12 protein-coding genes are annotated in these 12,357 nt (G+C 63.9%); 10 read left to right on the top strand and 2 right to left on the bottom strand.

What is annotated here, in order from left to right; translation table 11 throughout:
• Positions 1-31: 31 nt before the first annotated feature.
• A complete protein-coding gene (locus tag WYH_RS06685) occupies positions 32-2,020 on the bottom strand; it encodes a S9 family peptidase (RefSeq protein WP_046904889.1) in 1,989 nt (662 codons plus the stop codon).
• 186 nt (positions 2,021-2,206) lie between these two features.
• A complete protein-coding gene (locus tag WYH_RS06680; protein WP_046903225.1) occupies positions 2,207-2,824 on the bottom strand; it encodes a DNA-3-methyladenine glycosylase family protein in 618 nt (205 codons plus the stop codon).
• Positions 2,825-2,892: 68 nt separating this feature from the next.
• Here WYH_RS06680 and WYH_RS06675 point away from each other — a divergent pair, with 68 nt between their 5' ends.
• The 10 genes from WYH_RS06675 to WYH_RS06630 all read left to right on the top strand — a co-directional run bounded on the left by WYH_RS06675 (position 2,893) and on the right by WYH_RS06630 (position 12,352).
• A complete protein-coding gene (locus tag WYH_RS06675; protein WP_046903224.1) occupies positions 2,893-3,210 on the top strand; it encodes a 2Fe-2S iron-sulfur cluster-binding protein in 318 nt (105 codons plus the stop codon).
• A 78-nt stretch (positions 3,211-3,288) separates the two neighbouring features.
• Positions 3,289-4,284: a cysteine synthase A gene (locus tag WYH_RS06670; protein WP_046903223.1), complete on the top strand. Its 996-nt coding sequence runs from the start codon at positions 3,289-3,291 to the stop codon at positions 4,282-4,284.
• Between the two features lie 23 nt (positions 4,285-4,307).
• Positions 4,308-4,697: a hypothetical protein gene (locus WYH_RS16985; RefSeq protein WP_053833434.1), complete on the top strand. Its 390-nt coding sequence runs from the start codon at positions 4,308-4,310 to the stop codon at positions 4,695-4,697.
• On the top strand, positions 4,669-5,535 hold the full coding sequence (locus tag WYH_RS06660) for a Gldg family protein (RefSeq protein ID WP_053833433.1): 867 nt from the start codon (positions 4,669-4,671) through the stop codon (positions 5,533-5,535). The genes WYH_RS16985 and WYH_RS06660 overlap by 29 nt, the downstream gene beginning before the upstream one ends.
• A gap of 213 nt (positions 5,536-5,748) precedes the next feature.
• Positions 5,749-6,249 (top strand): division/cell wall cluster transcriptional repressor MraZ, encoded by a 501-nt coding sequence (locus WYH_RS06655; RefSeq protein ID WP_046903222.1) that lies wholly within the window; start codon positions 5,749-5,751, stop codon positions 6,247-6,249.
• Complete coding sequence (rsmH, locus tag WYH_RS06650; RefSeq protein ID WP_046903221.1) at positions 6,246-7,190, top strand: 16S rRNA (cytosine(1402)-N(4))-methyltransferase RsmH; 945 nt, start codon at positions 6,246-6,248, stop codon at positions 7,188-7,190. Before WYH_RS06655 ends, rsmH begins: the two co-directional genes overlap by 4 nt.
• Positions 7,187-7,693, top strand: a complete 507-nt coding sequence (locus tag WYH_RS06645) for a hypothetical protein (RefSeq protein ID WP_046903220.1) — start codon at positions 7,187-7,189, stop codon at positions 7,691-7,693. The genes rsmH and WYH_RS06645 overlap by 4 nt, the downstream gene beginning before the upstream one ends.
• Positions 7,690-9,423: a peptidoglycan D,D-transpeptidase FtsI family protein gene (locus tag WYH_RS06640; RefSeq protein ID WP_046903219.1), complete on the top strand. Its 1,734-nt coding sequence runs from the start codon at positions 7,690-7,692 to the stop codon at positions 9,421-9,423. The genes WYH_RS06645 and WYH_RS06640 overlap by 4 nt, the downstream gene beginning before the upstream one ends.
• Positions 9,420-10,898 carry a UDP-N-acetylmuramoyl-L-alanyl-D-glutamate--2,6-diaminopimelate ligase gene (locus tag WYH_RS06635; RefSeq protein WP_046903218.1) on the top strand — a complete coding sequence of 493 codons (1,479 nt, stop codon included), beginning with the start codon at positions 9,420-9,422 and terminating at the stop codon, positions 10,896-10,898. Before WYH_RS06640 ends, WYH_RS06635 begins: the two co-directional genes overlap by 4 nt.
• A complete protein-coding gene (locus WYH_RS06630; protein WP_046903217.1) occupies positions 10,895-12,352 on the top strand; it encodes a UDP-N-acetylmuramoyl-tripeptide--D-alanyl-D-alanine ligase in 1,458 nt (485 codons plus the stop codon). Before WYH_RS06635 ends, WYH_RS06630 begins: the two co-directional genes overlap by 4 nt.
• Positions 12,353-12,357: the final 5 nt, after the last annotated feature.

Here is a 12,357-nt window from a genome sequence, read left to right as displayed (position 1 = left end):
GGAACCCCCGCAATGGCGCAGCCGGTTGGCCTTACTCCACCGGGACCTGCAGCCCCTGCACATTTTCCGCGCCGGTCACGATTTCGGCCGTGGATTTGCCCAGAGTGTCGCCGATCGGTTCGGCCCGGCCGCCAAGGCAGGTGGCGAGGAAATTTTCCGCCACCGCGTTGAAGGCGATGTTGTTTTCCGGACGCCGGAAACCGTGGCCTTCATCGGGGAACAGCACATAGGTGACGGGAATGCCCGCTTCCTGCATGGCGCTCACGATCTGATCGCTTTCAGCCTGCTTCACGCGCGGATCGTTCGCGCCCTGGCCGATCAGCAGCGGCTTGGTGATTTCATTCGCCTTGTAGAGCGGGCTGCGTTCCTTGAGCAGGGCCAGGCCTTCTTCGGTTTCCGGATTGCCCATCCGTTCATGGAACTGCTTCACCAGCGGTTCCCAGTAAGGCGGGATGGTTTCCAGCAGGGTTTCGAGATTGGACGGGCCGACAATGTCCACGCCGCAGGCAAAGGTTTCAGGCGTGAAAGTCAGGCCTACCAGAGTGGCATAGCCGCCATAGGATCCGCCCATGATGGCAACATTGTCCTTCTGCGCCACGCCCTTGTCCACGGCCCAGTTCACGGCATCGATCAGATCGTCATGCATTGTGCCGGCCCATTCCAGATTGCCGGCATTGATGAAGTTCTTGCCGAAGCCGGTGGAGCCGCGGAAATTCACGCTCATCACCGCATAGCCGCGATTGGCCAGCCATTGATGCGCGCGGTTGAAACCATATCCATCACGCGCCCAGGGGCCGCCGTGAACCAGCAACACCATCGGCACGGGTTCGGACGGAACGCCATCGGCATCCGGATCGCTTTCGGGTGGGAGGGTGAGGTAGCTGACCAGCGTCAGCCCGTCGCGCGCCTTGATTTCCAGCGGATGCATCGGTTGCAAGGGCGCGCCGACCAGTTCAGGCCGGGTGGCATAGAATTCGGTCAGCGTGGCGGCCGGACGGTCATAGAGATAGACCTTGCTCGGTTCGACCAGCGGATCGTTCCACACGACCCATTTCGTGTCGTCTTCCGTCCGCGACTGGACGCCGAAATCGCCCTCCAGCCGTTCATCCAGCCAGTTATAGGCGGCCTCGATCTCCGGATCGAGGAAGGTCCATTCATTGGTCGTGTAATAGACGGAATAGGCCTGCACCTCTCCCGTCTTCGTATCCGACATCGTGCCGCCGATATCCGCCTTGTCGCTTTCCGCGATAATGCGCTTTTCGCCGGTTTCGGTATTTTCGGCAATCAGGGCGGCCGTGTCGCGGCCGCGCGAATCCAGCCAGTACAGCGTCTTGCCATCGGTCGTATAGCCGGCGACGCTGGTGGTCAGCGCGTCTTCCATCGTGGTGCTTTCGCGCGGGGTTTCCGCCACTTCGCCATCCGTGATTTCAAACATGTCGGTGCCGCCCGCCGCATTCTGCTGCAACGCCCAGCGCAGTGTCAGCGTGTCGTCGGCCAGGAACCCGGCATAGGCATTGTTCTCCAGCACCAGTTCCAGTTCGCCGCTGTTCAGGTCCAGAAGATAGACATCATGGAAGCGCGGATCGCGATTGTTCAGGCCGATCAGCACCTTGTCCTTGATGGTGTTGGAAGAGCCGACGATCGAAACGCGCGTATTCTCGAAAGGGGTCAGCGTCCGTTCTTCCCCTGTTTCGACATCCACCTGGTAGAGCAGGTAGTTTTCGTCTCCGCCCTTGTCCTGGACGTAGAGCAGGCTGCCGGAATCCGGCGCCCAGAAATATTGCGGGATGGGCCGGCTGGTGGAACTGGTCATCCGCCTCGCGGAATTGGGATCGCTGGCCGGGGCAAGCCAGACATTCATCACACCCTCATGCGGGGCCAGCCAGCTCAGCCATTCGCCGTCCGGGCTCACCTGCCCCGCTTGCCGGGTCGGATTGCCGTAAAGCGCATCCCGCGGGATCAGCGGGACGGACGCCACGGCTTGCGCTGCGGTGGCCGGATTGGTGGTGCTGGCGTTCATTCTATCTCCTTCGCTCGCATGGGCGGCCGCCGTCAGTCCGGCAGCCACCCCGATCGAGGCCAAAAATCTTGTCGACCGTTTCATGTCGTTCCCCTCCGGGATAATGTCATGAGGGAAAAGGTAGGCGCCTGATCGCCCGATTCAAAGCCGCTTCGGCAGATTGCTGAAGGGCCTTCGTCGAACAGGCTATAGCGCGGCATTGTTGTAGCAATGCCAGGTCAGGATGGCGATTGCACCGCGATGGGGGCGCCATTTTTCCGCCATGGCGCGGGTTTCCTTTTCGGCTGGCCGTTCTGCCAGGCCCAATATCCGGGCGATGCCTGCCTGCACTGCCAGATCGCCCGCGGGCCAGATATCCGGCCGCCCCTCCGCAAAGAGAAGATATATCTCCGCCGACCAGCGGCCGATTCCCTTGATTCGCGTCAGCTGGGCAATCGCATCCTCGTCATCCCTGGGCAATTGGTGCAGATCCAGTTCGCCGGAAGCGACCAATTCGCATAACGAACGCGCATAACCCTGCTTCTGCCGCGACAGTCCGCAAGCTCGCAAGGCGTCGAAATCGGCAGCGAGCAGAACCTCCGGCGGCATGTCCGCGCCCAGCGCATCTTCCAGCTTGCGCCACACGCTGGCGGCGGCGGCGACACTGACCTGCTGCCCCACAATCGTGCGCAAAAGCGTGCGATAGCCGCGTTCGCGAATGCGCGGTTCGGGATAGCCGACGCGTTCCAGCGCGCGGGCGATTGCCGGCTCGGCGGCGGCCACGCTGTCCAGGCCGGATATGATCTGATCGGCGGAAAGGCCCATCTGTTTCACCCGCTTGCCAAAATGCAGCTCAGCACGTAGCAGCCCGGCGCCGGAAAGGAAGCTACACCATGCCCAAGCTGTTAGTCGTTACCCGTGATGGGGAAGAACGTACCGTCGAAGCCGATAGCGGCCTGACCGTGATGGAAGTCGTTCGCGACAACGGGTTCGATGAATTGCTGGCCCTGTGCGGCGGCTGCTGTTCCTGCGCCACCTGCCATGTCCATGTGGACCCGGCCTTCAAGGACAAGCTGCCGGCGATGAGCGAGGACGAGGACGACCTGCTCGATTCCAGCGAGCATCGTGACGAGAATTCCCGCCTGTCCTGCCAGATCCCCTTCACGGACGAGCTGGACGGCATGAAGGTGCGCATCGCCGAAGAAGATTGAGGCGCCGAAGCCTGATCTTCACCGGCCCCAAGAGCATCTGCGTTGCGAATGGCGGGGAAGGGGCCTAATCCCGGCTGCATGACTGCCCCTGTGCCCTGCAATACTTCGCTCGACCTGATCGGAAACACCCCGCTCGTGCTTCTTGAAGGCCCCAGCAAGGCGGCCGGATGCGAGATATGGGGCAAGTGCGAATTCGCCAATCCCGGCGCCTCCGTGAAGGATCGCGCGGCGCTGTGGATCATTCGCGATGCGGAAGCGAAGGGGCTGCTGAAGCCCGGCGGCACCGTCGTGGAAGGGACGGCGGGCAATACCGGCATCGGCATTGCGCTGGTGGCCAATGCGCTTGGCTACAAGTCGATCATCGTCATGCCGGAAACGCAAAGCCGGGAAAAGATGGACACGCTGCGCGCGCTCGGTGCCGAACTGGTGACGGTGCCTGCCGCGCCTTACAAGAATCCTGGCCATTTCGTGCATACCAGCCGCCGCATGGCGGAAGAGACGGAAGGCGCGGTCTGGGCCAACCAGTTCGACAATATCGCCAATCGCAAGGCGCATATCGAAAGCACGGCCCCGGAAATCTGGGAACAGATGGAAGGCCAGATCGATGGCTTTACCTGCGCCGTGGGCACAGGCGGGACGCTGGCCGGCGTCGGCATGGGCCTCAAGGAATTTGACGAGAAGGTGACCATCGCGCTCACCGATCCGCATGGCGCCGCGCTGTATGAATATTATGCCTGCGGTGAATTGCGGGCAGAAGGCAGTTCCGTTGCCGAAGGGATCGGGCAGGGCCGGATCACCGCCAACCTGGAAGGCGCGCCGGTCGATACGCAGTTCCGCATTTCGGACGAAGAAGGGCTGCACTGGGTCGCGCGGCTGCTGCGCGAAGAAGGGCTGTGCCTTGGCCTGTCCTCCGGCATCAATGTCGCGGGTGCGGTGGAACTGGGCAGGAAACTGGGCCCCGGCAGCCGCGTGGCGACGATATTGTGCGATACCGGATTCCGTTATCTTTCCTCGCTCTACAACCGTGAATGGCTGGAAGCGAAGGGGCTGCCGGTTTTCGACTGGCTGCGTTAATCTTCGGGCGTTAGAATGCGGGCATGGCTTTCGACCCGTCCAAACTGATGCAATCCGGGCTCGCCCCGGAAGAGGCACCGGCGAAGCCGCCCTCCGGCACTGGCGCACAATCGCTGCAACGCCTGCAGGTGGGCGCTTTCGGCCTTGGTGCCATGGTGCTGTTGATCGGGCTGGCCAATATCATCCTGGTCAATGCCGAACAGAATCGTGCCCGTTCCGTGCCCGAAGCCGCGCCGACCGTAGCGGTGGAGCCAAGCGCGACACCGGCAAGTGACCCGTTGGCCGATGCGGGCATGGTCCCCGATCTTCCCGCGGAACCGGCACGGCCCAATCTCGAACCTTCGCTGGCGCCGGGGCCGCAATCGCTGCCGCCTGCCGAAACTGATGTCGATCCGCCGCCTGCGCGGCCCTGATGCCGCCCTTGCGGCGGTGCTGGCGCTGTTGCTTGCCGCTCCTGCCGGGGCGGAGGAAGATTGCGTGCCAGCACATGCCGTAGAGGATCCGGCGCCGGTCCTTGGCCTGATGGGCACGATCCCGATCTATTGGGGTGAAGCGGGCGGTGTAGGCGATGTTCTGTCGGGCGAGGCGCAGCCGCATTGGGCGCGCGCCACACTGGAGGACCGCTTTACCCTGCGCCCGCTTGACCGGCTGGACAGGGAATCGCTGGCCGGGCTTTCCTATCTGTTGCTGGCCCAGCCACGCGCATTCAGCCCTGCGGAAAATGTCGCGCTGGATCGGTGGGTCCGTGAAGGCGGGCGCCTGCTCCTCTTCGCCGATCCGTTGATGACGGGCGAGTCGCGCTTCCCCATCGGCGACCGGCGGCGGCCGCAGGACGTGATTTTGCTGTCCCCGATCCTCGATCACTGGGGGCTGGAACTGTTTTTTGCCGAGAATCAGCCCGCTGGCTCGCGCATGGTGGAAAGCGCTGGCCCGCAGATTCCCGTGCGGCTGGCCGGTCACTTCGCCGCGCAGAACGGCGATTGCCGGCTGGAAAGCGCGGATGTGCTGGCCCGGTGTGAAATCGGGGATGGCGCGGGAATTGTCCTGGCGGATGCCGCCCTGCTTGATTTTTACGGGGAAAACCTGGGCGCAAGGCAGGCCCTGACATGGCTGGTCGATCAGGCTTTTCCAGCGAGTGGGAAATTCACGGGACGCGACGGGATGCGCGCAGGCTTGCCTGATAACCAAGAAAAATCAGATATTTGCATGGTTAATTCCGATGCCCTTCCGGAAGGTGGGCCATCTGGTTAGCGGCCGCCCTGCTGAAGTTCGGAACGTAAGATTCCGAATTCGCCCGCAATTTCCCCTTTTCTCCCGTGCCGAGCCGCGTTAAAGAACGGGACCATCGGTCAATAAGTCCATTTCGCTTCCCTCAATGGGTGTGAGCGGGCCGCGGATGACGCGCGCCCGAACGGGGAAACTGTTGTGCCGTGATCAGCAACGCCAGCGGGGGCAGGGAGAAACGTGGCGCAGCGGCCATCAGGATATAGCGGTCAGGGCTTTTCGCTTCGCGGCGAAAAGGGTCGCTATGTGCTGCCTCCTTCGTTCCGCAAGGCGATCGCCCCGACCGAGGATGATCCCCGCACGCTGTGCCTGGCCAAGCATGATCGTTGGAACTGCCTGGTCGGTTTCGGCCTTGCCCGCACCGACACTTTCGAAGCGCAGCTCGACCGCGAGGAAGAGGCGGCATTGCGCCGCGATCAGGATTTCGACCGCGAAATGCGCGCCACGCAATTGTGGACCTTTTCGGAAATCCCCTTCGATGCCAGCGGGCGTTTCATCCTGCCCGATCACCTTGCCGATCTTGCCGCGCTGGATGCCGGGATCTGCTTCCTGGGCGGCGGGCAGTTCTTCACCCTGTGGGATCCGGACCAGCTCTATGCGATGAGCGCGGGCTGGGAAGGGCAGCAGGCCGTTTGCCGCAAGCTGGCAGATGATGCCGCGGCCAAGGCGAAGCGCAAATGACCGGCGCCCCGCATATTCCTGTCCTGCTGGATGAAGTGATCGACGCGCTGGCGCCGCAGCCGGGCGACGTGATGGTGGACGCCACTTTCGGTGCCGGCGGTTATACGCGCGCCTTGCTGGATGCGGGCGCCACGGTTCATGCTTTCGATCGTGATCCCGATGCGATTGCGGCTGGCCGCGAATGGCCTGAAACGCGTGAGAACCCGCCGCGTCTTGTCCTCCATCCCCGCCGTTTTTCGGAAATGTTTTCTGCAATGGCGGAGGCCGGGGTCGCGCAGGTGGACGGCGTGACCATGGATATCGGCGTTTCCTCCATGCAGCTCGACCAGCCGGAACGGGGCTTTGCCTTTTCCAGCGAAGGTCCGCTGGACATGACGATGGAGCAGAGCGGGCCGAATGCCGCCGATTTCGTGAACGGGGCGGACGAGGCGGAGATTGCCGACGTTATCTATCGCTATGGCGAGGAACGGCAGAGCCGCCGCGTCGCCCGCGCCATCGTTGCGGCGCGGCCGCTGACCACGACCGGCCAGCTCGCCCAGGTCGTGCGCAAGGCGCTCGGCCATCGTCCCGGCGCGCCGAAGGATCCCGCAACGCGCACGTTCCAGGCGATCCGCCTCCATGTGAATGGCGAGCTGGACGAGCTGGCATCCGGGCTTTCCGCCGCGGAACACCTGCTTCGTGAAGGTGGGCGGCTGGCCGTGGTCAGCTTCCACAGCCTGGAAGACCGGATCGTCAAACGCTTCCTGAAAGAAGCGGCGGGCGCAACGGGGCGGGTCAGCCGGCACCTGCCGGACGTGCCGCAGGAAAATGCCCCGACATTCACCCGGCTTTCAAAAGCGATCCGCCCGTCCGAGGCGGAAGTGCTTCGCAACCCCAGGGCGCGTTCTTCCACATTGCGCGCCGCCACACGAACCGTCGCACCGGCAAGGGAGGCCGCATGACACCGCAAAGCCGCATTCGCCGTGTCGGCTGGATCGCAGTTCTCACGATCTGCACGGCGCTCTATGTCCTGCTCCTTCTCAAGGTAAACGCGGTGCACAGCGAAGTGGTGCGCGCCGAAAGGCAGATCGTTTCGCTGGAACAGCAGAAAAACATGCTGGAAACCGAATTTGAAACACGCGCCAACCAATTGCAGCTGGCGGCCTGGAACCGTGTCGATTTCGGCTATACCGCGCCGACGGCGGGCCAGTTCGTGGAAAATGAACGGCAATTGGCAAGTCTCGGCAGCCCGCGTTCCGCCGATGCGCCGGCCCCTATCCGCGTGGCCGGAACTGCCGCGCAGGATGGCACGCCCGATTTCCCGAAACTGGTTTCTCCGCTCACCGGCAAGCCGATGAGCGAAGCCTTGCTGGAGCCTGAGAAGGTGAAGGCCCGCGGCGGTGATCTTTCCGGCGGGCCGATGCGTATCCAGCTGGGCGCGGTCATCCGGAGCGATGTGCCGTGACCACGCTGGCAGCGCCGCGACCGATCCCGGCGGGCCGCATCAGGCTGGTCAATATCCGGCGGCGCAGCCTGCTGATCGCGCAATTGCGCACATTGCTGGTCGGGCTGGCCTTTCTGCTTCTCGCCGGGGCGGCGCTGATGCGCATTGCATGGCTCGGCTTCGTTCAGCCTGCGCCAACCGAACGCAGCATGGCAGAAGCGCTGCTGCCCCCGCGCGGCGAAATCACCGATCGCAATGGCACGCCGCTCGCGCGTGCCTTTCCTGCTTATGCGTTGTGGTACAACCCCTCCGCGCTGGGTGACAGCGGCCCTCCGCTGGTGCGCAGTGCGCAGGAAGTGGCGGCAGAACTCAAGGCGATTTTCCCCGATCTGGACCAGGCGGAAATTGCCGAAAAGCTCGCCTCGGGCAAAGCAGGCTATCTGCGGCGCCGCGTGCTGCCGGAAGATGCCAACAAGGTCTATGCCATTGGCGAACTTGCGCTGGAGATGCCGCGCGAAACGGATCGGCATTATCCGCAGGGCAGCCTGGGCGCCCATGTTCTGGGCTATGTCGCGGCCGATGGGCACGGCCGCGTCGGCATGGAAGCGGTGCTGGACAAGCAATTGACCGATCCGGCCCAGCGTGCGCATCCGGCGGCCCTGTCCATCGATGTCCGCGTGCAGGGCGCGCTGGAAGACGAATTGCGGCGGGGGATGCTGTCGGTCGATGCGGTCGGCGCGGCGGGCCTCGTGCTGGACGTGGATACGGGCGAAGTGTTGGCGCTGGCCTCTTTGCCGGAATTCGATCCCAACAAGATCGACGCCGAAGGCGAAGCCAACATGTTCAACCGGGTGACGAACCAGGTCTATGAACTGGGTTCCACCTTCAAGCCGCTGACAGTGGCTGCCGCGATCGATCATGGCGCGGTGACCGATCTTTCCAAGCGCTTCGAAGCCGACAAGCCGATGCGTGTCGACGGCTTTCCCATACGCGACAGCCACACCATCGCGCCGACGCTGAACGTGCCGCAGGGGCTGATCCATTCTTCCAATATCGTGACCGCCAAGGTGGTGGACGAACTGGGCGCGGACCGTCTGCAACGGGTGATGCGCGATCTGGGAATGGAGGAACGGCCCTATATCGAACTGCCCGCGCGCGGCTATCCGATCTATGAAAAGGGCAAGTGGAAGCGTCTGCGGGCGATGACGGTCGGCTATGGCCACGGTATTGCCGTCACTCCGCTGCATCTCGCCAGCGCCTATGCCGCGATGGTCAATGGCGGGATCTGGCGTCCGGCCACTCTGCACAAGCTGGGCCCGGGCGAGGCGCCGCGCGGTCGCCGCGTGTTCAAATCTTCCACCAGCGCGCGGATGAACCAATTGCTGCGCATGATCGTGGTTTACGGCACGGGCAGGAGCGCGGACGCCGCCGGTTTCCGCGTGGGCGGCAAGACGGGCAGTGCGGAAAAGGCCAGCGATGGCGGCTATGCGCGGACATCGCTGATCTCCACTTTCGCCGCCGCCTTCCCGATGGACAAGCCGCGCTATGTCGTGATCGCCATGCTGGACGAGCCCAAGGGCACAATTGCCAGTTCCTATCAACGCACGGCGGCCTGGAACGCGGCACCGATTGTCGGGCGGCTGGTTCCGCGCATCGGCCCGCTGCTGGGCGTGCTGCCGGACGATACGCGCGATATCGACCTGACCGATCTGGAACCGCTGGTGCCGCTGGCAGGGAAGGCAAGGGAATGAAGCTGGCACGGCTGATCGAAGCGGCGGGCCTGCCGCCATGCAATCCGGGGGAGGATGGCGACCGGGCAGTGACCGGCTTCGCCATCGATCATCGCAAAATTGCCCCGGGCACAATATTCGGTGCCTTCCAGGGCGCGGCCGTGAATGGGGAGGATTTCATCCCCGCCGCGATCGCCGCTGGCGCGATAGCAGTGGTTGCCCGGCCGGAAGTGCGCGTCGATGGTGCCGTCCATATCGCCGATGATTTGCCGCGGCGGGCCTTTGCCCGGCTGGCCGCGCAATTCTTCCGCCCGGTGCCAGCAACGATTGTCGGCGTGACCGGCACCAATGGCAAGACATCGACAGTGGAGATGGTGCGCCAGATCTGGCGGATCTGCGGGCATCGCGCTGCTTCTATCGGTACGCTGGGTGTCACCACGCCGGACGAGAGCGTTTCGACCGGGCTGACCACGCCCGATATCGTGACCTTCCTTTCCAACATGGCGGGGCTGGCGCGCGAGGGGGTGACCCATGTCGCATATGAGGCGTCGAGCCACGGCCTCTCTCAATATCGCAATGAAGGTCTGCCGGTGGCGGCGGGCGGCTTCACCAATCTCAGCCGCGACCATCTGGATTATCATGCCGATATGGAGGATTATTTTGCCGCCAAGATGCGGCTGTTCTCCGAAGTCGTTCAGGATGATGGAACGGCGGTGATCTGGGCCGACGATCCATGGTCCGCCCGTGCCTGCGAAGTGGCGCAGCGGCGCGGCCTGATACTGATGACTGTTGGCGAAGCGGGTGAAACAATCCGCCTGCTTGGCCGTGAAGCCGGGCAATTGGGGCAGGATCTTCGCATCGAATATGAAGGTGCGGAACGCAATGTCCGCCTTTCGCTGATCGGTGCCTATCAGGCCGAAAACGCGCTGGTCGCCGCCGGGCTGGTTCTGGCCACGGGCGGCGAAGCGGGGGCGGTGTTCGATGCATTGTCGCGCCTGCAGCCGGTGCGCGGCCGGTTGGAACGTGCGGCCATCAGCAGGACCGGCGCACCCATATATGTCGATTACGCCCACACGCCCGATGCGCTGGGCGCGGTGATGGATGCGCTGCGCCCGCATGTTGCGGGGCGGCTGATCACCGTTTTCGGTGCGGGCGGCGATCGCGACAAGGGCAAGCGCGCGCCGATGGGCGCCATTGCCGTGGAGAAGTCCGAACTGGTGATTGTCACGGATGACAATCCTCGGGGAGAGGAGCCGGCGGCCATTCGCGCGCAGGTGCTGGAAGGGGCACCGGGTGCGCGGGAGGTTGCTGACCGGCGGGCAGCCATCCGGGCGGCCATAGAAGAGGCTGGCGGCGAAGATATCGTGCTCATTGCCGGAAAGGGGCACGAACAGGGGCAGATCGTCGGAGCGGGCGACACGATGCGCGTGCTGCCCTTTGACGATGTTGCAGTGGCCCGCGAATGCGCGGCCGAACTGGCAGGAGCGAACGGATGAATGCGCTGCGCAAGACATTGCGCTGGCCGAAGACGGGCCAGGACATCAAGCGGCTGGCCCTGTGGGACGCAGGTGAAATCGCGGCGGCCACTGGCGGGACAGCCAGTGGCGATTTCCAGGTGTCCGGGGTCGAAATGGATTCGCGCGATGTGCGCGCCGGCGATCTCTTCATCGCTCTTTGCGGAGAGACGACGGACGGGCACCGCTTTCTCGACAAGGCATTCGCCAATGGGGCGGCGGCGGCCCTGGTGGACCGCCCGATCGAGCAGCCGCATGTTCTGGTCAAGGATACATCAGTCGCGCTTGAGCTTCTGGCCAAGGCCGCGCGGAAACGGGCTGCTGCCCGGATCATCGGCGTTACCGGATCGGTCGGCAAGACGGGGGTGAAGGAAGCGATTTTCGCCGCGCTGGAGCGCACCAGCCGGGGCGGGGCGCATCGTTCCGTGCGCAGTTACAACAATCATGTCGGCGTTCCGCTCAGCCTGGCGCGCATGGCGCCCCGCAGCGGCTATGGCGTGTTCGAAATGGGCATGAACCATGCCGGCGAAATTTCCGGCCTGACCGCGCAGGTCCGCCCGCATGTCGCGGTCATCACCACCATCGCCCCGGCCCATATCGAAAATCTTGGCAGTGAAGAGGCGATTGCCGATGCCAAGGCGGAGATATTCCAGGGGCTTGAACCGGGCGGCACGGCGGTGATCCCGGCCGACAGCCCCCATTATGAACGCTTGCGCGCAGCGGCGGAAGCACGCGGGGCGAAGGTGCTTTCCTTCGGCCGCGCCGATCATGCGCAGGTCCGCCTGCTGGATGCCATTCCCGCCGCCAATGGCGGTTCGCTGGTGACTGCCGCGCTGGAAGACCAGCGGCTGTGCTATTCCGTGGCCGAACCGGGCGAACACTGGATCACCAATTCGCTCTGCGTCATGGCCGCCGTTCATGCGGCGGGCGGAGATCTGGGCGCTGCGGGCCTGGCGCTGGCCGAAATGGGTGGGTTGAAGGGTCGCGGCGCCCGCCATCGCATCACCGTGCCCGGCGGACATGCGCTGTTCATCGACGAAAGTTACAACGCCAACCCGGCATCGATGCGCGCCACTCTGTCGCAACTCGGTGCCACGCCCGCAACGCGGCGGATCGCGGTACTCGGCTCGATGAAGGAACTTGGCGATTTCGCGCCCGCTTTTCATGCCCAATTGTCCGAACCGCTATCCGGGGCAGATGTCGATTACGCCATTCTGGTTGGCGAAGAGATGCTGCCTCTTGCACGGGAACTGGGGAAACCGATCCACCCCTCGCTTGGCAAGGCGATTCGCTTTGCCCATTGCGAAGGACCGGGCGAAGCGATCGCCGCGCTGGAAGAATTCGGTCTCGCCGGAGGCGACGCGGTGCTCGTGAAAGGATCGAATTCTGTCGGACTGGGCAGGCTCGTGGCCCATTTCGCCGCAAGGGAAGGCTGATCGCC

This window comes from Croceibacterium atlanticum, assembly GCF_001008165.2.
Classification (GTDB): Bacteria; Pseudomonadota; Alphaproteobacteria; order Sphingomonadales; family Sphingomonadaceae; genus Croceibacterium_C; species Croceibacterium_C atlanticum.
This window is presented reverse-complemented; position numbering and strand designations above follow the sequence as displayed.